This is a genomic window from Klebsiella sp. GG_Kp173 (assembly GCF_040062415.1).
GTDB classification, from domain to species: domain Bacteria; phylum Pseudomonadota; class Gammaproteobacteria; order Enterobacterales; family Enterobacteriaceae; genus Klebsiella; species Klebsiella quasipneumoniae.
Genome location: NZ_JBEAFZ010000077.1, coordinates 29435 through 50798 on the forward strand (window position 1 = coordinate 29435; position 21364 = coordinate 50798).

Consider the following 21364-nt stretch of genomic DNA (forward strand, 5'->3'; position numbering starts at 1 on the left):
CCAATGGGTAGAGAGAAAACCCCTCTGGGTAGACAGAGGGTAGGCAGTAAATTAATGCTATCTACCCGCCTGAAACCCGCGCCATTACTGGGCTGACAGCAATCAGGTAGACAGGGTAGAGAGAAAAACTCGAAACTTTTAATTTTTATATCTCATTAGAGAAAACTGAGGTGAAAAAATGCTGGAAGCCGGAATGGTTGAGAAGAAATCAGCAGGAAGCGCAGCCCTCTGGATGCGTGAGGCTGCAGAGGTAATAGATAAACAGTTTGGCGATGGCTATGCCAGTGCGCACCCTGAGCTGGTGGCGGGGTTCATGCAGGCAGCAGCTATTGATCAGGCGGGAATGTATATCCGGTCACTGGTGGAAACTCTGGATTTATGGCCCGGTTCGTTGACATAACGCACAGAGCGAACCGTTGAGTCTCTAAATGTGGAGACTCCGGAAATGACAGCACAATTATCAGCATATGGGCGGCTGGTGGCTGGACAAGTTTGTCGGTAGCCCACCAGTCAATTTGCTCTACTCAGCCACCAGCGGAACCGCCCGTTCGCGGCGAGCTAACCAGTCAAAATAAGAAGTGAGGTTAATTATGGCCAATATTACTCAAGATGATGAATGGATGATGGAAGCGGGAATTATAGCAAGGATGTATATGACCCCCCGGCAAATAAGAGCTTACCGTAGCGGGCGGTGGGTAGAAGGTATTCATTATAAGAAGCATTCCCCCGATCCGTTCGCTACAGAAGGGAGAGCGACACTTCTTTATAACTACACAAAAATCAATAAGCTTGTTGGAGATGCTTAATGATTATGCTGGTTGGTGGCCGACCCTGAGACCCGGACAACGGGAAAAGGTACGAACATGGCTATGGCCCGACTGGCGGTATCGCTGCCGTGCAATGCCGCAGAGGACGGGCAGGCAACCTTCTGGCTGGGCGTTATTGCCTTTGGTAAACAGGCTGATGCGCTGGCCAGACACAGTAAAGGCGATCCTATCGCACCGAGTACCGCCGCGGATGATGGGCATCATTCCCAACAATACTGGCGGTTTTGGTGACGTAGAAAAGGACTGCCGCGTCTTTGTCCGCAACAAACTGATACCGCTACAAAAGCGTTTACAAGAGTTGAATAAATGGCTAGGTGAAGAAGGGAACTGTTTTTAAAAATACACCTTAGACATTGATTATTAGGAATTAGGCGCTTAAAAAAGCGCCTTTTAATTCTTCTAATTAATGCTGTCTAAACGGCTGACATTCATTTTCTCAAGGAAGTTTCTACTAAAACTGAACTGGTGCCAGTTATTAGTATTTTTCTTAGTATCACCTTCAGTCAGTTTTTGAATCAATAGCTTACTATCGTTAATCCCAGTTATAGTCGCAATGTTTTTGAACCCTCTATGCTGTATTGCTCTGGTAAAAAGAGGATATTTATCATAATGCCCAGAATACAATAATAATTGTGGGTACCAATGAATCTCTGGATTAACGAAGGATATCATAAGAGCAACGAGATCAGCCTGTTTCAAATCATCAAAGGACACATCTTCTCTAGTTGCGCTTAGTTTAACCAACTCTGCCACAGGTGAATGAAGACGATAATTTTCAGGTGCCAATTTACTTTGAAGGAAGTCAGAACTTACAAATAATTCACTATAATTAGCAAATTCCATTCCTGGACTAGTTAGATGATCAGGTAAAAGATAAGATGTATGTAGTAAAATATACACCTGCTGAAATGCTTCAATTTTTATTAATGCCGCCAGTATGTATAAAAATGTTTCGTAAGCAAAAACACGATGAGAAAGGAGCCATAAATCATTCCATGAGTTGACATTCTTTGGCCGATTTCTAATCGCTAACAGTACTTCCATAAATTGTAGAAGTGCTTTAGAGAAATCCTCGCTCTGAGTATCTCCCTCAAGAAAAATCCAATCAGTAATGGCATCCCTTACCGGGATAAGCTCCCTATGAATTTGTAATATTTCTGCTCCAAAATCATCCGCAGTTGGTTCCGTTGCTACCTGTAACGACACACAATAACTTCGACATATCTCAATAAATTGTCTTCTGCATTCTTTAATGTTTTGCTTTTGGTTTACTATCGCTGATTTTAATGTCTGTAATTTAGCATGGATTTCATATGTGGGAGTTGATGAATCCTGCTGCAAATAAACGGGCGGCTTACCTAATGGCGGTTTTGTAAACTCAGGCTTTCCATAAAGTAACCTAATTAGTCGTTCCCAATTATCATTTTCTTTTTCAGGTGTTGAGAAATCAATATAAATTCTAGACTTCAGAAATATCGGTGTATAAGGCTCCCCACTTTCTCTATACTCAAATATCAACGGTATAAACTTTGATTGAGAAACAGATGAATATATTTCCTGCGAAATTATCATAGACTCTACACCGACACCATCTTTTCTAAGGTCGGCCTTTTCAGAATATTTCTTATCACAAATCACCAAAACATGCGTAACAGTTTTATCCTGAATCATACGTTCCATATAATAATTTTTATCATCCCCCTCTTTCAAATCATAGATATCTATGACAGTTTCAACCCCATCAGCCGCCAATCGTTCAGCTATATCCTTGATATGTTGCTGATGAGTTTTACTGGACCAACTATAGGATATAAATACTTTCGGCTGGATCATTCTCTGACTCCCTTAGATTTGACAGTAGATTTATAAGACAAATGTTTTATCAAGTCTAGGTCTGCACCCACTGTGCCCACTAGTATCCCCGTCATGCCTATATCTTATTTATAGGCAGAAGTGACGTGTTCTGGCTATGTATGGCAGGAATGATGTGTTCTGCCTATAAGGGCTGATTTGTGGTCCATCAGGCAAGGAAAAGGGCCCAACTCGCCCTCATCTCCACACATCTTTTCTTCAGCTCCCTTGAAGGCTACTTAACTTCCCCCTCCATTCGGTAACTCATCCAGTACCTCTCAAGGAATCCGTAATTTTCATGATTAAAATTATTTGTCTTGACGATTCAATTTATTGATCATAAGTTAAGCGCATGCAGAAGAAGTCTGTATGTTTAACCAGTATCAGGAGGTCAGGAAATGGCAGTAACCAGCAAAAAGCCGATTCTTGTCGATCAGCCTATTCTCGAAGGGTTACAGCGCCTGCGGGATGATGAATGCCGACGTTCTACCGTAGGCGCAGCCCCGAGCATTCAGGAGCTGGCGCGTCACCTTTTGCGCCAGGGCATCCACCGGCATGAGACGGGCAAGAAGTAACGCTACCGCCCGGAAAGGAGAAACCAATGCCGTTAATGAAATTACCCACATGGGCGCTAACAGCGTTCGGTACGAAAGGTAAGAAAAAACAGTCCCAACTCTCTGAGGAAAAACCATCCATGTTCGATTTCTCGCATCTTTCAGGAAAAACCAAAACGAAGAGTGAATCTGATAACGGGAATGTGCCACTGAAACTGGACAGTGACGACACCCGGATCGCCAGACCTAAGCAGCACAGTCGCGGCCACAATGTCGCGGTTTCCCCGGAGGCAAAAAATAACCCGGTTCTGGCGGTTCGTTTGTTGAAGGAAACGGAGCTTTCTTCGAAGAAAATAAAGCTGCAGCTGGCATCGTCGCCGATGGCGCTTTCTGTGTTTACCCAAAAGTTTATGGAAGAGAACGACCCGACCTGGGAATTTCAGGATGAAGAAGAGAAAGCTCGATCGGCGCTAACGTTTTCAACGCAGAACCGTGATGCAAATGGTTACTCTGCTGCCCAGAGTAGCGCTCTGAAGGCGCTGAAGAAGATGGAAGAGCCTCTGACAGACGACGAGATTAAAGCATTAGCCAGCAAGGCATCTAAGATGCAAAACGACTATGACCCTATGTCACCTCAGAATGTGAATGCTCGCCGTAAGGCTGACGAAGAGTACCGGGAAGAGGTCGCGCAGGCTGCTGCACGCCGTAACGATCGTATCCGGGCATCTGGTGTGAGCCTGCCGGGAGATACCCGTCGCGTGAATGGCAAGATTGAAGGGCCAGCAGGAGAAGCCGAACGCCTTAAATCACAGGTTCCTCTCTGAGAGCTGCGGAGATGAGCGTTATGAACTTTCAGCACCTCAACAAGCCGCAATCTGATGCGCAGGCATATGGCTTTTCCGGGCGCCGTATGCAGCGCATGCGCCAGCTTCAGCAATCGGTTGAAGAAGAGGAACTCCCTGAATGCGCCCATTCTGATGCTCATCTGATAGCGGTGAGCAAAGAGGCAAAACAAAATCCGATACAGGCATTTCATCTTATCGCGGAAGGGATCTCACATCAGCAGGCTATTGCCAGACTAAAAGGCAGCGCTCGCCAGCTCAGTCGTTTTACCCGTCGGGCTATGGAGAAAATTTATCCTGGCTGGGAGTTCCTTGATGCCGAAGACCAGAACATGGCGGCATTCCAGCACAGCATGATTAACGGTGACACAAACGGCTATCGTGCAGGTTTTAATGCTGCCCTGTCGGCGCTGGAGAAGTTTGTAGAGCCCATTACGTTTGATGACATCACCAATAGCGTTAATTCGCTGGTGGAGGAAGCATGAGTAATTCATTCGATTTTGAACTGGTTGCCGGTGATCATGTCAGCGAAGCAATAGCACATATCGACGAGGCTGTTCGCAATCTTGAACCTCAACTGGAGAAGACCCGGAAAGGGTTACAGTTGGGTGGACAGGAGACGCTTGATGGGCTGAATGGGTATAACTCCAGACTGGACATCATGGCCAGCACGGCTCGCGATAACGTTCAGTTTATCGGAGACATGATCCCCCCATTAAAAATAGTGGGGGAGATGTCGTCTAAAATTGCCGGAATGGGGCTGGCAGGTGGAGTTGTTGGGGCCGTCGGTGGCGTGGCTTACGCAACGGGTAAACTTGCCGAGAGTTACAAGGAGGCAGCTCGGGGCGCTTATGACCTGGACACCCATGCGAAAAATACTGCGATGAGCGTTCAGGATTTTTCCCGCCTTTCAGGTGCCCTTCAGCTTGTGGGAGCCGATAGCGAAAGCGCTGCTTCTTCCATTGAGGGAATCTTTAAATCACTCAACGAGGCGAACAGTGCGGGTAATGCTGTTGTCATGTCTGCTATGGCGCAGATAGGCGCACAAATTGAGAAAAACAAAGATGGTTCGGTTAATACGCTAAAGACGCTTGAATCCATCGCAAGGATTTTCCCTAAAATTCGTCCTGACCAGCAGAAGTCGTTCGCTAATGCCATGGGGTTAACCCCTGAAATGTTGACACTGTTGCGCGAAGGCTCGAAGTATGCAGGGTTTCTGGCAAAAGCGGATAAGGTAGGATTGACGGTGGATCCCGCCCTTAACCAGCAACTGACAAGCTTCGATGTTGCAGTTAAGGAAGCGAGCGCTTCCTGGGACGGATTCAAATCAAAGCTTGAACGTAAGGTTTATGCCTCTATTGATACCAATGGCCTTACCGATATGGTGAATGGCTTTACGGATATGCTGGCGAATAATTTCGACAACATTTCCATGGGGCGGTTTGCCGGACAAAACAAAGGCGACGACTCAGAGCTGATGCGCAGAGCGCTGGCAGATCCTGAATTCCAGAAAAGACTTAATGGGAATGAAAAAAACCAGCTAACTGCTGGCGTTATGACCGATGAAGCAAGGAAGAAATATCACCAGTATTTTTATAACCAGGATCGATCCCGGCAACTACTGAGGGATGTCAACGCTATTACCCGACCCGCTCCTGTACGCGGTCAGATCCCCTATAGCCCGGCCAGTAAAAACACACCGGGATTTCGAAATCATAACCCCGGAAACCTGAAAGCTGCACCTAACTCAACCGGGAAGAGGGGCAAATTTTCCACATTTGCCAGCGATGATGATGGTCTGTCGGCTATGGCTCGCCAACTGATGCTTTATGGCGATCGTGGAAATAATACTCCCGGTGGAATTATTCATACGTATGCTCCGAGTTCTGAAAACAACACGCGTGCATATATTGACGATGTGACCTCAAGAACCAGGTATGGAGCCGATCAACGGCTTGACCTTCATAACCCGGAAGTTCTTAAGACGCTGATGGCCTCAATGATTCAGCACGAACAGGGCTCACAGCCCTACACTGAAGAGCAACTGAAAAAGGCGATACAGTCAGCCATTATGGATGATCAGTGGTCTGGACAGAGAAACCCCGAAAGGTTGACGCAGCAGCGTCGGGATATCATTTCTGGCGCCGGAGGTGGAGGACGATCCTCTTCCATACTGTCTCCTGAGGACGGAGACGGTAATGTTAACGTAATTACCGAGAATATAACCCGCTCCCTTACGGACGCTCTTGCAGAACAACCATTGAGACTGGAAATAACGATGATTAACGATAAAGGCGAGCGGAAAACGTACAACGTTGAAAATAATGGGAAAATCATTACGCCCATGAACTATTGATGCGGCCTTCCACCGTCGCCTTACAAAAATGGGTCCTTCCTGAGACTTTTGTAAGGCACGGGCATTGCGCGCCGCAGTGTTTTCCTAGCTACAAGTTTTCAATTTGATTCACACTTTCACACTTGTCACTTTTTGTTATGGGTTTGTTAATCGTGAGTGGTGGCAAGGGATTGCGGGAAGTTTCGGTAATTTTTGATTCACAGTTTGATTTACACATTCAGTCTAAAAAGTGTGAACCCTTCACACTTTGTGTGCACAGTCGGTGTGAAGGCTTCACACTCCGTCAGCGAGGTAGGTTGTTATGTTAATGTCAGTAAGTCAGTACGCCGAGCATAGCGGCATGAGTCGCCGGTCATTTTACAACTGGGAAAGTAAGCAGGGATTCCCTGCGCGGGTTGACGGGAAGATCGACCAGGAGGCTTGCGACGCTTATCTGGCCCGTTACCGTGACAGCCATGATCCGCGCGCTCAGAACGCGAAAAGCAAAGCGGTGGTATCCGATGGCCGCACTGTTGCTGGTAGCGCTCTGGTAGAGATGAGTGTTGCGGAGATTAAACGCATCATAGCGTCAGGCGTCACCAAGGTGGCCGGGGTGGACCCGGACGAACGAGCCCAGGTTGCTGCAAAGGCCGTAGAGCTGTTTGTAAGCGAAGGCCCCTATAACCCGCCTGTGACGTTCGGCGGCTACCGGCTGTCGATTGTTGAAACGCCAGATGATGAAATTGGGCAGATCATCGCGGGCGGCGCGTTTGGCCTGTCTGCGTATGATGTGGTTTATGAGTGCCGGGATTACACCCTGACTCTCATGAGTGATGAAACCGAAGAAACAGCCATGCGGAGGGTTATACCTTCGTTGCTGTATGCCCTGGCCGACGATACCGACTAAAGCAAAGTGTGCCAGCGGGCTCCTGTTATTCCAGCCCTATGGGGCTGGTTTTTTAAGCTTTATGGCTGCGAAGCATCGTACAGAAAGGACAGTTACAGCCACTTACTGGGCTGGCAGTACAGGTTCCGATATTGGCTGCCTGAGATGTTCCGGTCTGTTGTCGACTGTAAAAATTGTTGGTGATGTTGTTGGCGAGGGTTTCAGCCTGCATTGAACTCGCTTCGTTTGTAGCGACAGGTTGTGATACGAAAGCGAGTGCGTTGTATGAAGTGAGGACGAGAGATACAGCCATAATACTTTTTATTTTCATGTTACAGATCTCAAGCGATGGGTGAAGTGGCGTTGCTCATATTATAGGCTTTATCAAAGTATGCAAAATCTCGGGTTAAATATTTCGTCAACCCATAACAAAAAATTTCCTTCTGAGAGATTAATCTCATGTTAAATCATAATGATATAGAAGTGACGCTCATCAACCTCGCCAAAAAACAGGGACTGAGCCTGAATGGAAAAGATTTATTAGATATTCGCACGCAGGTAGCGACCGCTCTGGCCGCCAAAGACCGACATCGCCAGCGGATGACATCCCCAGAATATCACTGGCGCAAGCCACCACCTCGGCGATAGCCTCCTGAACATTGAGTCGCTGAAATGTTTTAAACGTGCCATATACTGGAAAAGTTCACCAGTAACATAAGGTTGAATTCACTAAAGCAGGATGACAAAGTGCCGGTCTCGCATAAATCAATTGCTTACAGCGAATGCAGGCTTAATTTCGCCTGCTTAGTACCTGTGTGGCCGCAGCGCTGTCGTTCAGGAAACAGCAAAAGCACCGAATTAACTCTGAGACATTCCAGTGGCTAAAGCCGAAACCACCCAGGTAATTTTCTATCTTATAAAATGTTGTCTAAAAGCCGTAAAGATTAGCAGCTTGGCAGGGAGAGTAAATTGTCACTCCACTTACCATCGGCGTAAGTCCTAATGTATTTAGCCCCGCCATTCCCCGGGTCTACAACACCTACATACGCAACATTGCCTGCTGAATCCTGGACATAGAAAGTATGTTCTTTATTTTCAATCGCACGAACAACCTGAGCGACAGTCCATTTTGAACCAGCTGGTTGAAACTGGTCGCTACCTACATGAGTAATATGTTGGTGAGATTTCACGGTTCCTGACAAGGTAATGCACTTAATTCTTACATTTGCCATACAAACAATCCTCATTTTTTATCGAACTGAGTTGGAATGCTGTGTGCGCGATTACGCAAAAACAAGTGTAAGATATCATTGCAAAAAGTGTGTATATGTTTTTTGGGTTTTATTCTTTGTTTACATCTTTTGGGGGGCTCTTAGAGCCTGCTTTCACGGCTAGTGAATTGAATTTAATAATGAAAATTTTTGGCTGGCCATTATCACCAGATGGACTGGAAGCGATGTGAAGCGACGTGTGAAAATTCACCTGCCTTAGCCTAACTAGCGCCTGCAGAACGTCACTGCGGATTGAATAAGGAGGGGGGGCTATGCTCGATATTTTGCTGTTTGCTGTTTGCTGTTTGCTGTTGGATGGGATGGAGACGCATGGCTGGTAGAACAAGTTGATTTGGACAAGGGAGTGTTAGGTTTATATGAATATCCGCAAATGTGGCTTTTAGATGATTCAGATGTAGCTAAGTGGCGGCTACCTATTCAGTTTTGCATTGACCGATATGCTGTTTTCGGTGGAATGAACCTGATTGGGGATGCAGGCGTAAAACCATCAGAGATGGAAATCATGCGCACGATAGCTAAAAGCTGTTCAAAGGCTGTCGAATGCTGTGAGTTTTAAACGGTCATTAAATAACCATAAATCACTATTGATACCTCTCAGCAATATCCCCGGCATATCCCCAAAAAACAAAAGGAGCTACGTTTTTAGCGTAACTCCTTGTTTTGTCTGGTGGCCCCTGTTGGGTTTGAACCAACGACCAAGCGATTATGAGTCGCCTGCTCTAACCACTGAGCTAAGGGGCCGTGGCGAGGGATTATAAAGTAACTGACGGTTGCAATCCAGCGTAAAGCGCGCAGCTGCTGTTTTTATAAACAATGCATTTTCAATCCTTTATAATCATGTTTTAGCCATACAGCCGGAGAAAACATGATTAGCGATATCCTTGCGCCGGGCCTGCGCGTCGTCTTTTGCGGTATCAACCCGGGGAAGTCTTCCGCCCATACCGGCTTTCATTTTGCCCATCCTGGCAACCGCTTCTGGAAGGTCATCCATCAGGCCGGCTTTACCGATCGGCAGCTCAGGCCGGAAGAGGAGCTGCAGCTGCTGGATACGCGCTGCGGCATCACCATGCTGGTTGAGCGTCCGACGGTGCAGGCCAGCGAGGTTGCCCTGCAGGAGCTGCGCAGCGGCGGCCGCGAGCTGGTGAAGAAGATTGAGGAGTATCAGCCGCAGGCCCTGGCGGTGCTCGGCAAGCAGGCCTTCGAGCTGGCCTTTAACCAGCGCGGGGCGAAGTGGGGGAAACAGGCGATGACCATTGGCACGACCCAGGTGTGGGTGCTGCCCAATCCCAGCGGTTTAAACCGGGCGACGCTCGATAAGCTGGTGGCGGCCTATCGTGAACTGGATGATGCCCTGGCGACCCGCGGTCAGTAGCGGAGAGCGGCGGCTTTCCCCGAGCGGCCAGCGAAACGCCATAAAAAAAGCTCCCCGCAGGGAGCTTTTTAACCGGCTTTGGACGCTGTCCCGCGACGATTAATCGTCGAGGAAGCTACGCAGCACTTCAGAACGGCTCGGGTGGCGCAGTTTACGCAGCGCCTTCGCTTCGATCTGACGGATACGTTCGCGAGTAACGTCGAACTGTTTACCCACTTCTTCCAGCGTGTGGTCGGTGTTCATGTCGATACCGAAACGCATACGCAGGACTTTCGCTTCACGAGCGGTAAGGCCGGCCAGCACGTCGTGCGTTGCCGCACGCAGGCTCTCGGTGGTCGCGGAATCCAGCGGCAGCTCGAGGGTGGTATCCTCGATGAAATCCCCCAGATGCGAATCTTCATCGTCGCCGATCGGCGTTTCCATGGAGATAGGCTCTTTGGCGATCTTCAGCACTTTACGGATTTTGTCTTCCGGCATCAGCATGCGCTCAGCCAGCTCTTCCGGGGTCGGTTCACGGCCCATCTCCTGCAGCATCTGACGGGAGATACGGTTGAGCTTGTTAATGGTCTCAATCATATGCACCGGAATACGGATGGTGCGCGCCTGATCCGCGATGGAGCGGGTGATCGCCTGACGGATCCACCAGGTAGCGTAGGTCGAGAACTTGTAGCCGCGACGGTATTCGAACTTATCCACCGCTTTCATCAGACCGATGTTGCCTTCCTGAATCAGATCGAGGAACTGCAGACCGCGGTTGGTGTATTTCTTGGCGATCGAGATAACCAGACGCAGGTTCGCTTCCACCATCTCTTTCTTCGCACGGCGGGCTTTCGCTTCACCGATGGACATGCGACGGTTGATATCCTTCACCTGCTCGATGGTCAGGCCGGTCTCTTCTTCGATCTGCTGGAGCTTCTGCAGGCCGCGCTGCACGTCTTCTTTCACTTCCAGCAGCTTCTCGGACCACGGCTTGTTCATCGCCACCGCGGCGTTGAACCAGGTTTCGCTGGTTTCGTTGCCGGTGAACAGGGTGATGAAGTTTTTCTTCGGCATTTTGCACTGCTCAACGCACAGCTTCATGATGATACGTTCCTGAGTACGAACGCGATCCATCATGCTACGCATGCTGTTGACCAGGTAATCGAACTGCTTCGGCACCAGGCGGAACTGCTTGAAGACTTCAGACAGCTTCAGGATCTCTTCCTGGGCGGCGGCATGGCTACGACCTTTGGCTTTGATAGTGTCGCGGGTCAGCTCGTACTGGGTACGCAGCTCGGCGAACTTCTCACGGGCCAGCTCAGGGTCGATGCTGTTGTCGTCATCGCTGTTGTCGTCGGCGTCTTCATCTTCGTCTTCGTCTTCGTCGTCATCCATCTCTTCCTGAGACAGCTCGGAGCCAACGTGGGTGGCGGTCGGCGCCATATCTTCTTCGGCGTTCGGATCGACGAAACCGGTGATCAGATCGGACAGACGGGCTTCTTCCGCTTCCACGCGGTCGTACTGCTCAAGCAGGTAGGTGATCGCTTCCGGGTATTCGGCAACGGAGCACTGCACCTGGTTGATGCCGTCTTCAATGCGTTTGGCGATGTCGATTTCGCCTTCACGGGTCAGCAGCTCTACGGTACCCATTTCACGCATGTACATGCGCACCGGGTCGGTCGTACGCCCGATTTCGGATTCCACGCTGGAGAGCACCTGCGCGGCGGCTTCGGCAGCATCTTCATCCGCGGTGTTTTCGGCAAGCATCAGATCATCGGCATCCGGTGCTTCTTCCATCACCTGAATGCCCATGTCGTTGATCATTTGGATGATGTCTTCGATCTGATCGGAATCGACGATATCTTCCGGCAGATGGTCATTGACCTCGGCATAGGTCAGATAGCCTTGCTCCTTACCACGTTGGACAAGAAGCTTCAGCTGTGACTGCGGGTTTTGCTCCATAAGACGGTATCCACACTTAATTCGTTTGATTGGTGTCGGCAGGCGGGCTGTCGACATTTAAAGCGAGGGCGTACTTATATTATTGCCGCTGCGCCTCTGCGCGGCTGTCGGGGGCTTCCCGATCGATACTCGGCACTTAAGCCGTTAAATACGGTGTCCTTCACGTTGCTCTGCGTTCTGCTGCTGCATCAATGCAACGTGAATGACTGAGTCTGTCATTTATTTTTTCGCCAGCTCCTGGCTGATGGTCCAGAGCTCCCGGCGTTCCTCACTGCTTAAACCGTGTGTGCGATCGCGAGCAATCAACTCTTCCTGTCGCAGTTCCAGCAGTGAATCAAACATATGGTTGAGCGAGTCGGTGAAGGTTTGTTCAGCGATATCTTTATCTGCTATATCGTCCCACATCGACAGTTTTTCAAGGGTTGCGGCCTCTTTTGTGCCGCGATATTGCTCTAAAAGTTGCCCGGTTGTCAGACCAGGCTGCGCCAGACAGCTCTTCACCAGCTCGCCGAACAGGCTCAGCCCCGGCATTTTGCGCGAGTCCAGCCCCTCCAGCGGTGGGACTAACGGCGCCAGATCCGGGTTTTGCACCAGCAGTCCTATCAGTATACGCATGGTCGTGCGTTTTAGCTGTGGTGCGGGGCGCGGGGCGCCATTTTCCGCCTGTTTTGGCATTAAACGTTCAAGCTGGGCGTCATCTAAAATGCCCAGCTTGTTGCCCAGCTCCTGACGCAAATAGATGCGCAGGGTTTCGCCCGGCACCTGGGTTATCAGCGGCAGCGCCAGCGTGCTCAGCTGCGCGCGCCCGTCCGGTGTGCTGAGGTCGACCTGCGGCAGCAGGCTGTTAAACAAGAACGTGGAGAGCGGCTGAGCCTGCTCCATCCGCGCCTCGAACGCCGCTTTGCCCTCTTTACGCACCAGCGTATCCGGGTCTTCGCCGTCAGGCAGAAACATAAAGCGCAGCTGGCGACCATCGGTCATGTACGGCAGCGCCGTCTCCAGCGCGCGCCAGGCAGCATCGCGGCCGGCCCGGTCGCCGTCGTAGCAGCAGATGACGTTATTGGTCACCCGGAACAGCAGCTGGATATGATCGGCCGTGGTCGAGGTACCCAGCGAGGCGACAGCATAATTGATGTCGTACTGCGCCAGCGCCACGACGTCCATATAGCCTTCGACAACCAGCAAACGCGGTGGTTCGGGGTTGTCCTGCTGCGCTTCATACAGGCCATATAGCTGACGGCCTTTATGGAATATGTCGGTTTCCGGGGAGTTGAGATACTTCGGCAGGGCATCGCCCAGCACCCGTCCGCCAAACCCAATCACCCGGCCTCGCTTATCGCGGATGGGGAACATCACCCGTTCGCGGAAGCGGTCGTAACTGCGTCCCTGATCGTTGGTGACCAGCATGCCGGCATCAATAAGCGACTGGCGGTTTTCCTGATTGCCGCCAAAACGTTTTAAAACGTTATCCCAACCTGGGGGAGCATAGCCGATGGCAAAGCGCGTAATCACCTCGCTGCTTAACCCCCGTTTTGCCAGGTACTGGCGCGCAGGGTCGGCGGCGGGCTGCATCAGAGACTGTTGATAAAACGTATTCAGACCATCCAGTAACTGGTAGAGGTTCTGCCGTTGATGGCGCTCTATCTGGCTGGGTCCGTTGCCTGCTTCATAAGGCACTTCGAGGTTGTGCATGGCGGCCAGCTCTTCGACCGTTTCCACGAACTCGAGTTTGTCGTAGTTCATCAGGAAATCGATAGCATTGCCGTGCGCCCCGCAGCCGAAGCAGTGGTAAAACTGTTTTTCACCGTTGACGGTGAAAGAGGGGGTTTTTTCGTTATGGAACGGACAGCACGCGTGAAAATTTTTGCCCTGCTTTTTCAGCTTTACCCGCGCATCGATCAGATCGACGATGTCGGTTCTGGCAAGCAGATCGCTAATAAATACACGTGGAATTCGTCCAGCCATAAGCCCCGTTATTTCTGATGACTATAAACGAAAATAAGCCGCGCATTCCTTTCGGAAGCACGGCCTTACAACTACAACTCGGTCTGAATTGAGAGCGTCGCTCTCAACAGATTAGTACAGACGAGTACGGCGTGCGTTTTCGCGAGCCAGTTTCTTCGCGTGACGTTTCACTGCAGAAGCTTTAGCGCGCTTACGTTCGGTAGTCGGTTTTTCATAGAACTCACGACGACGAACTTCCGCCAGAACACCTGCTTTTTCGCAGGAACGCTTGAAGCGACGCAGAGCTACGTCGAACGGCTCGTTTTCACGTACTTTAATTACCGGCATGTGCCTCTCACCTTTGATTAATTCGGTTTGCCGCTGGCCGCAATGCCAGCTTATTTCAAAATGGTGCGGAATTTTACTGCAACTACTGCTGCTTTGTAAAGCACCTGCGCCTTTTTTGAAAGGGACTTTTATAAGGGTGAGGAGTATACACGAAGAGAGCACCAGGGGTGAGCAAAGTTTTACATCGCCGGTCATTGGACCTACACTGCGCGGTATTGAAGCGAGGTAAAACAACTCATGCGTGTACTGGGCATTGAAACATCCTGCGATGAAACCGGCATCGCGATTTATGACGACCAGCAAGGTCTGTTAGCCAACCAATTGTATAGTCAGGTGAAACTGCATGCGGACTACGGCGGCGTGGTGCCGGAGCTGGCATCGCGCGACCACGTGCGCAAAACGGTGCCGCTGATCCAGGCGGCGCTGAAAGAGGCCGGCCTGACGGCGAAAGATATCGACGCCGTCGCCTATACGGCGGGTCCTGGCCTGGTCGGCGCGCTGCTGGTCGGGGCGACCGTTGGCCGGTCGCTGGCCTTCGCCTGGAACGTGCCGGCGATCCCGGTACACCATATGGAAGGGCACCTGCTGGCGCCGATGCTGGAAGATAACCCGCCGGCGTTCCCGTTCGTCGCGCTGCTGGTTTCCGGCGGCCATACGCAGCTGATCAGCGTCACCGGTATCGGCCAGTACGAACTGCTGGGCGAGTCGATTGACGATGCGGCGGGCGAAGCCTTTGATAAAACCGCGAAACTGCTGGGGCTGGATTATCCCGGCGGGCCGATGCTGTCGAAAATGGCGTCCCAGGGTACTGAAGGCCGCTTCGTCTTCCCGCGTCCGATGACCGACCGTCCGGGGCTGGACTTCAGCTTCTCCGGACTGAAGACCTTCGCCGCCAACACCATTCGCAGCAACGGCGACGATGAACAAACCCGCGCCGACATCGCCCGCGCGTTTGAGGATGCGGTTGTCGATACGCTGATGATTAAATGTCGCCGCGCGCTGGAGCAAACCGGCTTTAAGCGTCTGGTGATGGCGGGAGGCGTGAGCGCCAACCGCACCCTGCGGGCGAAGCTGGCGGAGATGATGCAAAAACGCGGCGGTGAGGTATTCTACGCCCGCCCTGAGTTCTGTACCGATAACGGCGCGATGATCGCCTACGCCGGCATGGTGCGTCTGCAAACCGGCGCCAAAGCTGAGCTCGGCGTGACGGTCCGCCCGCGCTGGCCGCTGGCCGAGCTGCCTGCCGCCTAACGCAACCTGAAACAGGCCGACGTCACGTCGGCCTGCCTTCCTGACTACTCCATACTTTTACACAGTGAGCAGATGGCACCCTGATGCTTATGCGAATGCATCACGTCCGGGCGCTCGTACTCTTCCTCACAGCTAACGCATTGATACACGGTGGTCGAGGCGTTCCCCGCCGCGTCATAGCGCGGTTCGGCGATCCCGTCATCCACCTGCTTAATATAGTAGCGCCCGCGGGTGAGGATCCCCATCAGCGGGGTCATGACAAAGGCGACGACCAGCGCGATCAGCGGCGAGAACGGCGCCAGCGTCGTCCCCAGCAGGCCGAAGAAAGCGCAGATCGACAGCCCGGCGGCCAGGCCAAAGGAAACCACGCCCACCGGGTTAACGTTGTAGATCATGCCGCGACGATATTCCGGCTGCGCCGGGGCCAGCTTGAGCAAGCCTTTATTAAAGGTGATGTCGGTCGCCACCACCACGACCCAGGCGATAGCGAAGTTGGAGTAAAAGCCGAGGATCCACGACAGGGCGCTGAACATATCGCCTTCCATCAGCGCCAGGGCAATCGCCAGATTGACCACCACAAAAATAATCCGCCCCGGATAGCGTTTGGTAGTGCGGGTCCAGGCACTGGTCCACGCCAGCGAGCCGGAGTAGGCATTGGTGACGTTAATTTTGATCTGCGAGATCACCACCAGCACCACCGCCAGCGTCAGGGCCAGCCAGCCGGGCACCAGATTATCGAAGACGCTGACGAACTGCTGCACCGGTTCGGTATTGTGCACCGCCGGAAAACGGGTCAACAGATAGAAGCCGAGGAAGGCGCCGATGATCTGTTTGATCGCGCCTAGCACCACCCAGCCCGGACCGGCGGAAAAGACCGCCAGCCACCAGCTTTTACGGTTCTCCGCGGTTTTAGGCGGCATAAAGCGCAGGTAATCAATTTGCTCGCCAATTTGCATGATCAGCGACAGGCATACCCCGGCGCCGAGCATGATGGCGGTGATATCCACCGTCGACGCGCTGTTTTTACCAGCGAAATGCAGGAAGCCGTCCACCAGCTGCGGATCTTTGACAATCAGCCACACCACCGGCACCACCATCAGCACCAGCCACAGTGGAGTGGTCCATACCTGCAGGCGGGTCAGGGCTTTCATGCCATAGACCACCAGCGGGAGCACCATCAGGGTGGCGATCAGATACCCCATCCACAGCGGTATCCCGAGGCCCACCAGCAGCCCCTGGGCCATGATCGAGCCTTCGAGGGCGAAGAAGATAAAGGTGAAGCCGGCAAAAATAATGCTGGTGATCACCGAGCCGAAATAGCCGAAGCCGGCGCTGCGGGTGATCAGGTCAAGGTCAATGTTGTAGCGCGCGGCAGTGATCGCCAGCGGAATGCCGGTGAGGAAGATCACCAGCGCCGCCACCAGGATCGAATAGATGGCGTTGCTGGTGCCCCAGGCCATACCGATGCTGGCGCCGATGGAAAAGTCCGCCAGATAGGCGATGCCGCCCAGCGCCGTGACCGCGACGACGCCCGGTCCCCAGCGGCGGAAGCTCAGCGGGGCGTAACGTAAGGTGTAATCTTCTAAGGTTTCCCGGGAGCCGGAAGTCCGCGCTGTCGCGGGTAATTCAGGGTTGAGATCCAGTGATGACATAGTCATTCCTTAATGGTTAGGCATGACTTGAATTAGCAAACCTTATGCCATATTGCAGGGCAGGCGTGGCGGGGAGGGGAGCGCAGGGTGATAGAAGAGAGAGCAGGGGTTGCACCATCCGGACGCGTCTGCGCCCGGCTGGTGCAACAGGCCTATTTGCCGAGCATGCCTTTGTCTTCGAGGAAGGCGATAATGGTGCTCAGGCCGTCTCCCTGCTTCAGATTGGTGAAGGTCCATGGGCGATCGCCGCGCATACGCTGGGTATCGCTGGCCATCACCTCCAGCGAAGCGCCGACATAGGGGGCAAGGTCGGTTTTATTGATCACCAGAAAATCGGATTTGGTGATCCCCGGCCCGCCTTTGCGCGGGATCTTCTCCCCTTCGGCCACGTCAATGACGTAGATGGTCAGATCCGCCAGCTCCGGGCTGAAGGTGGCGCTCAGGTTATCGCCGCCGCTTTCCACGAAGATAAGGTCGAGGTTACCGAACTTTTCACTCAGCGCTTCCACGGCGGCGAGGTTCATCGAGGCATCTTCGCGGATCGCTGTGTGCGGGCAGCCGCCGGTTTCTACACCCACAATGCGTTCAGGGGCCAGCGCGCCCGCTTCGGTGAGGATGCGCTGATCTTCTTTGGTATAAATGTCGTTAGTGACCACCGCCAACTGCCAGGTATCGCGCATCGCTTTGCACAGCGCTTCCAGCAGGGCGGTTTTACCGGAACCGACCGGGCCGCCGACGCCGACGCGCAGCGGGTGTTTATAAGAATTCATGGCTTCTCCTAGGAACGGAATAATCGGGAGTATTGGGTTTCATGCCGGGCAGAGGCGATGGCGGCGAGCGGCGTGGCCGATCCGATATCGCCGTCCGGCGCGGCCAGTGCGCGGGGCATCGCCGCTGCGTAGTGGTCGCAAAGACGTAAAATGAGCTGCTGGGCGGCCTGCTGGCCGAAGGGCACCAGCTTGACGCCGGCCATTACGGCGCTCTCAATCCAGCTGTAGCCCAGGCTTAAGGCCATCTCGGGCAGCGCGATGCGCCAGCGCACGCCGAGCCAGGCCATCCCGGCGAGCTGGCTTTGCTGGCACAGCGTGCGCCACGGCGGCGGACAGTCCGGCTGCCAGTCGCTCAGCAGGCGGGCAAACGCCGCGCCGCGGTTGCGCTCTTCCTCCCGCAGTTCACGGGTCTCCCGGCAGGCCAGCAGATAAGCCGTCCAGCGCCGGGCCGCGGCGATATCGCCTTGTTCGCAGGCGCGGTACAGGCGGGCGAACAGCGGCAGGTCAACGGTAAAAAAGCCTTCCGTCATCTGCCGTCGCTGCCAGCGCTCGAAGGCCGCGACGTCCGGCACCCAGCCGGCTTCCACAGCCCACTCCAGCCCCTGGGACCAGCTGTAACCTCCTACCGGCAGGTTGCTGCTGGCCAGCTGCATCAGCCGCAGGCGTTGTTCCGCTGTCGACATGCTAGTGGCTGTGAGCGTGGTGGTCATGATGAGCATGATGATGACCGTGGCTTTCGCTGGCGTAAGCGCCGGCTTCCGGCTCGAACGGCAGCTGGCCAAAGGTCACCGTCAGGCCGAACTGGCGCAGCATATCGTCCAGCACGTGATCGTGATGGTAGCGCAGCTCGCCCGGCATAATCTGCAGCGGTACGTGACGGTTGCCGAGGTGATAGCAGGCCTTCGCCAGCATAAACGGGTCGTCGCAGCGCACCACCGACACCCCTTCATCAGCGGCAATCACCTGCACAAATTCGGTGCCGTCTTCGTTACTTAGCACATCGCCGCCGCGCAGCAGCAGGCCGCGGGGCAGCAGCAGACCGGCTTCCCGGCCATCGTTGAGGGTAACTTTTACCCGGCTTTTGACGCGAACATCAATCGGCAGCGTAACGCTGGCGGTCGCGGCGGCGGGGGTCTCCAGACGTTGAGTTAAATAAAGCATCCGCACTCCTTAAAACAGAAAATAACGTTGCGCCATCGGCAGAACCTCTGCCGGCTCGCTGGTGATGAGTTCGCCATCCACCCGCACCTCATAGGTCTGCGCGTCGACGGTGATGTTAGGCTGCAGGCTGTTGTGCACCATGTCGGCTTTCTGCACCGTGCGGCAGCCTTTCACCACGGCGATAGCGCTGCGCAGGTTCAGCCGCTCGGCTACGCCATGGTCCGCCGCCGCCTGCGACAGGAAGGTGAGGCGGCAGTGATGGCGGGCGCTGCCCAGCGCGCCAAACATCGGGCGATAGTGCACTGGCTGCGGGGTCGGAATAGAGGCATTGATGTCGCCCATCGGCGCGATGGCGATCATGCCGCCTTTGATCACGGTGGCCGGTTTCACGCCGAAGAAGGCAGGCGACCAGAGCACCAGGTCCGCCAGCTTGCCCACCTCAATGGAGCCGACTTCGTGCGCGATGCCGTGGGTCAGCGCCGGGTTGATGGTGTATTTGGCGATGTAGCGCTTCACGCGGAAGTTGTCGTTATCCCCGGTCTCCTCCGCCAGCGCGCCGCGCTGCACCTTCATGCGGTGCGCCACCTGCCAGGTGCGGAGAACCACTTCCCCGACGCGGCCCATGGCCTGCGAATCGGAGGAGGTGAGCGAGAAGGCGCCAAGGTCGTGCAGCACGTCTTCTGCGGCGATGGTTTCCCGGCGAATGCGCGACTCGGCAAAGGCCACGTCCTCGGCGATGTCCGGGTCCAGATGGTGGCAGACCATCAGCATATCGAGATGTTCGTCGATGGTGTTGAGGGTGTAGGGCAGCGTTGGGTTGGTGGAGGACGGCAAAATGTTCGGGTGGGCGCAGGCGGTGATGATGTCCGGCGCATGGCCGCCGCCGGCCCCTTCGGTATGGAAGGTGTGGATGGTGCGCCCGCCGATGGCGGCGAGGGTATCTTCCACAAAACCGGACTCATTGAGGGTGTCGCTGTGCAGGGCGACCTGAATATCCATCTCATCGGCGACGGTTAACGCACAGTCGATCGCCGCCGGGGTGGCGCCCCAGTCTTCATGGATCTTCAGGCCAATAACGCCCGCCGCCACCTGCTCGCGTAGAGCGTCCGGCTGAGAAACGTTGCCCTTGCCCAACAGGCCGATATTAACCGGCAGGCTGTCGGCCGCCTGCAGCATGCGTGAGATATACCAAGGCCCCGGGGTGCAGGTGGTGGCATGGGTACCCGCCGCCGGGCCGGTGCCGCCGCCGACCATGGTGGTTACGCCTGAGACCAGCGCCTCTTCCGCCTGCTGCGGACAGATCCAGTGAATATGGGTATCGATCCCGCCGGCGGTGACGATTTTTCCTTCGGCGGCAATCACTTCCGTCGCGGCGCCGATGGGGATGGTGACGTTGGGCTGGATGTCGGGGTTGCCGGCTTTGCCGATGGCGAAGATCCGGCCGTCCTTCACGCCGATATCGGCCTTAACGATGCCCCAGTGATCGACGATCAGCGCGTTGGTGAGCACCAGGTCAACACAGTCGGCGGCCAGCATCTGTCCCTGGCCCATCCCGTCGCGGATCACTTTGCCGCCGCCGAATTTGACCTCTTCCCCGTAGGTGGTCAAATCGTCCTCCACCTCGATCCACAGCTCGGTATCGGCCAGGCGCACCTTATCGCCGACGGTGGGGCCGAACATGTCGGCATAGGCCTGGCGTGAAATATTACTCATCGTTTGCCTCCAGTGGGCCCATGACTTCGCCGCGGAAGCCGAAGACGGCGCGGTGACCGGCGAAGGCCACCAGCTCAACCTCGCGTTTCTGGCCAGGTTCAAAGCGTACCGCCGTGCCGGCCGGGATATTCAGGCGATAGCCGGTGGCCTGCTGACGGTCGAACTTCAGCGCCGGGTTGACCTCGGCGAAATGGTAGTGCGAACCGACCTGAATCGGCCGATCGCCGTGGTTTTCAACGACCACGCGACAGGTCGCCCGGCCGGTGTTGAGGGCTATCTGGCCGGGCTTAACGTGATATTCACCAGGGATCATGGCGCTGCCTCAGATAATCGGGTTGTGAACGGTGACCAGCTTCGAGCCGTCCGGGAAGGTGGCTTCGACCTGGATATCCGGGATCATTTCCGGGACGCCTTCCATCACCTGCTCGCGGGTCAGGACGTGACGACCTTCCTCCATCAGCGAGGCCACGCTTTTGCCGTCGCGGGCGCCTTCCATAATAAAGGCGCTGATCAGGGCCACGGATTCCGGATAGTTGAGCTTCAGGCCGCGGGCCAGGCGGCGTTCTGCCACCAGCGCGGCGGTAAACAGCAACAGCTTGTCTTTTTCTCGGGGGGTCAGTTCCAT

At 54.0% G+C, this 21364-nt stretch carries 23 protein-coding genes, 1 tRNA gene and 2 pseudogenes; 13 read left to right on the forward strand and 13 right to left on the reverse strand.

What is annotated here, in order from left to right; translation table 11 throughout:
* Positions 1–193 precede the first annotated feature (193 nt).
* From ABLU50_RS16415 to ABLU50_RS16430, 4 genes and pseudogenes are all read left to right on the forward strand, one after another.
* Positions 194–400, forward strand: a complete 207-nt coding sequence (locus tag ABLU50_RS16415; protein ID WP_041165486.1) for a hypothetical protein — start codon at positions 194–196, stop codon at positions 398–400.
* 190 nt (positions 401–590) lie between these two features.
* Positions 591–806, forward strand: coding sequence for an excisionase family protein (xisR, locus tag ABLU50_RS16420; protein WP_048294174.1), 216 nt, complete (start codon positions 591–593; stop codon positions 804–806).
* Between the two features lie 57 nt (positions 807–863).
* Positions 864–1001 (forward strand): annotated as a pseudogene (locus tag ABLU50_RS16425) (single-stranded DNA-binding protein); the annotation flags it as partial.
* A pseudogene (locus tag ABLU50_RS16430) lies at positions 997–1164 on the forward strand (capsid portal protein); the annotation flags it as partial. The pseudogenes ABLU50_RS16425 and ABLU50_RS16430, both read left to right, overlap by 5 nt.
* Positions 1165–1226: 62 nt before the next feature.
* On the opposite strand, the gene ABLU50_RS16435 reads toward ABLU50_RS16430, so the two are convergent.
* The gene (locus ABLU50_RS16435) at positions 1227–2660 is read right to left on the reverse strand and encodes a TIR domain-containing protein (protein WP_048294175.1); all 1434 of its coding nucleotides are present in this window, start codon (positions 2658–2660) and stop codon (positions 1227–1229) included.
* Positions 2661–3076: 416 nt separating this feature from the next.
* On the opposite strand from ABLU50_RS16435, the gene ABLU50_RS16440 reads away from it, so the two are divergent.
* The 6 genes from ABLU50_RS16440 (at position 3077) to ABLU50_RS16465 (ending at position 7943) form a co-directional block, all read left to right on the forward strand.
* Positions 3077–3253 carry a hypothetical protein gene (locus ABLU50_RS16440; RefSeq protein WP_162921943.1) on the forward strand — a complete coding sequence of 59 codons (177 nt, stop codon included), beginning with the start codon at positions 3077–3079 and terminating at the stop codon, positions 3251–3253.
* A gap of 26 nt (positions 3254–3279) precedes the next feature.
* Complete coding sequence (locus tag ABLU50_RS16445; protein WP_348864867.1) at positions 3280–4056, forward strand: hypothetical protein; 777 nt, start codon at positions 3280–3282, stop codon at positions 4054–4056.
* A gap of 20 nt (positions 4057–4076) precedes the next feature.
* Positions 4077–4559 (forward strand): hypothetical protein, encoded by a 483-nt coding sequence (locus ABLU50_RS16450; RefSeq protein WP_114444012.1) that lies wholly within the window; start codon positions 4077–4079, stop codon positions 4557–4559.
* On the forward strand, positions 4556–6430 hold the full coding sequence (locus tag ABLU50_RS16455) for a hypothetical protein (RefSeq protein WP_348864869.1): 1875 nt from the start codon (positions 4556–4558) through the stop codon (positions 6428–6430). Before ABLU50_RS16450 ends, ABLU50_RS16455 begins: the two co-directional genes overlap by 4 nt.
* Before the next feature lie 301 nt (positions 6431–6731).
* Positions 6732–7316 carry a hypothetical protein gene (locus ABLU50_RS16460; RefSeq protein ID WP_064180721.1) on the forward strand — a complete coding sequence of 195 codons (585 nt, stop codon included), beginning with the start codon at positions 6732–6734 and terminating at the stop codon, positions 7314–7316.
* Between the two features lie 438 nt (positions 7317–7754).
* Positions 7755–7943 carry a hypothetical protein gene (locus ABLU50_RS16465; RefSeq protein ID WP_012540057.1) on the forward strand — a complete coding sequence of 63 codons (189 nt, stop codon included), beginning with the start codon at positions 7755–7757 and terminating at the stop codon, positions 7941–7943.
* A gap of 296 nt (positions 7944–8239) precedes the next feature.
* On the opposite strand, the gene ABLU50_RS16470 is transcribed toward ABLU50_RS16465, so the two are convergent.
* Positions 8240–8527 (reverse strand): DUF3892 domain-containing protein, encoded by a 288-nt coding sequence (locus ABLU50_RS16470; RefSeq protein ID WP_071891521.1) that lies wholly within the window; start codon positions 8525–8527, stop codon positions 8240–8242.
* Positions 8528–8864: 337 nt separating this feature from the next.
* Here ABLU50_RS16470 and ABLU50_RS16475 point away from each other — a divergent pair, with 337 nt between their 5' ends.
* Positions 8865–9143, forward strand: coding sequence for a hypothetical protein (locus ABLU50_RS16475; RefSeq protein WP_048965094.1), 279 nt, complete (start codon positions 8865–8867; stop codon positions 9141–9143).
* Between the two features lie 109 nt (positions 9144–9252).
* On the opposite strand, the gene ABLU50_RS16480 is transcribed toward ABLU50_RS16475, so the two are convergent.
* Positions 9253–9328, reverse strand: a tRNA-Ile gene (locus ABLU50_RS16480).
* Between the two features lie 124 nt (positions 9329–9452).
* On the opposite strand from ABLU50_RS16480, the gene mug reads away from it, so the two are divergent.
* Positions 9453–9959, forward strand: a complete 507-nt coding sequence (gene mug / locus ABLU50_RS16485; protein WP_004205266.1) for a G/U mismatch-specific DNA glycosylase — start codon at positions 9453–9455, stop codon at positions 9957–9959.
* A gap of 99 nt (positions 9960–10058) precedes the next feature.
* On the opposite strand, the gene rpoD is transcribed toward mug, so the two are convergent.
* From rpoD to rpsU, 3 genes are all read right to left on the reverse strand, one after another.
* The gene (rpoD, locus tag ABLU50_RS16490) at positions 10059–11900 is read right to left on the reverse strand and encodes an RNA polymerase sigma factor RpoD (protein ID WP_004174339.1); all 1842 of its coding nucleotides are present in this window, start codon (positions 11898–11900) and stop codon (positions 10059–10061) included.
* Positions 11901–12119: 219 nt separating this feature from the next.
* A complete protein-coding gene (dnaG, locus tag ABLU50_RS16495; RefSeq protein ID WP_017899733.1) occupies positions 12120–13865 on the reverse strand; it encodes a DNA primase in 1746 nt (581 codons plus the stop codon).
* A 111-nt stretch (positions 13866–13976) separates the two neighbouring features.
* Positions 13977–14192 carry a 30S ribosomal protein S21 gene (rpsU, locus tag ABLU50_RS16500; protein WP_001144069.1) on the reverse strand — a complete coding sequence of 72 codons (216 nt, stop codon included), beginning with the start codon at positions 14190–14192 and terminating at the stop codon, positions 13977–13979.
* Positions 14193–14429: 237 nt separating this feature from the next.
* Here rpsU and tsaD point away from each other — a divergent pair, with 237 nt between their 5' ends.
* Positions 14430–15443 carry a tRNA (adenosine(37)-N6)-threonylcarbamoyltransferase complex transferase subunit TsaD gene (gene tsaD, locus ABLU50_RS16505; protein WP_002916879.1) on the forward strand — a complete coding sequence of 338 codons (1014 nt, stop codon included), beginning with the start codon at positions 14430–14432 and terminating at the stop codon, positions 15441–15443.
* A gap of 44 nt (positions 15444–15487) precedes the next feature.
* On the opposite strand, the gene ABLU50_RS16510 is transcribed toward tsaD, so the two are convergent.
* From ABLU50_RS16510 to ABLU50_RS16540, 7 genes are all read right to left on the reverse strand, one after another.
* Positions 15488–17095, reverse strand: a complete 1608-nt coding sequence (locus tag ABLU50_RS16510) for a cytosine permease (RefSeq protein ID WP_004205264.1) — start codon at positions 17093–17095, stop codon at positions 15488–15490.
* A gap of 152 nt (positions 17096–17247) precedes the next feature.
* Positions 17248–17865 (reverse strand): urease accessory protein UreG, encoded by a 618-nt coding sequence (gene ureG / locus ABLU50_RS16515; RefSeq protein ID WP_002916877.1) that lies wholly within the window; start codon positions 17863–17865, stop codon positions 17248–17250.
* Between the two features lie 8 nt (positions 17866–17873).
* On the reverse strand, positions 17874–18548 hold the full coding sequence (locus tag ABLU50_RS16520; protein WP_017899735.1) for an urease accessory protein UreF: 675 nt from the start codon (positions 18546–18548) through the stop codon (positions 17874–17876).
* Between the two features lies 1 nt (position 18549).
* A complete protein-coding gene (gene ureE, locus ABLU50_RS16525; RefSeq protein ID WP_017899736.1) occupies positions 18550–19026 on the reverse strand; it encodes an urease accessory protein UreE in 477 nt (158 codons plus the stop codon).
* Positions 19027–19035: 9 nt separating this feature from the next.
* A complete protein-coding gene (gene ureC, locus ABLU50_RS16530; protein WP_087833154.1) occupies positions 19036–20739 on the reverse strand; it encodes an urease subunit alpha in 1704 nt (567 codons plus the stop codon).
* Entirely contained in the window at positions 20732–21052 is a 321-nt protein-coding gene (locus ABLU50_RS16535; protein ID WP_022064951.1) for an urease subunit beta, read from the reverse strand. The genes ureC and ABLU50_RS16535 overlap by 8 nt, the downstream gene beginning before the upstream one ends.
* A gap of 9 nt (positions 21053–21061) precedes the next feature.
* The gene (locus ABLU50_RS16540) at positions 21062–21364 is read right to left on the reverse strand and encodes an urease subunit gamma (RefSeq protein WP_002916871.1); all 303 of its coding nucleotides are present in this window, start codon (positions 21362–21364) and stop codon (positions 21062–21064) included.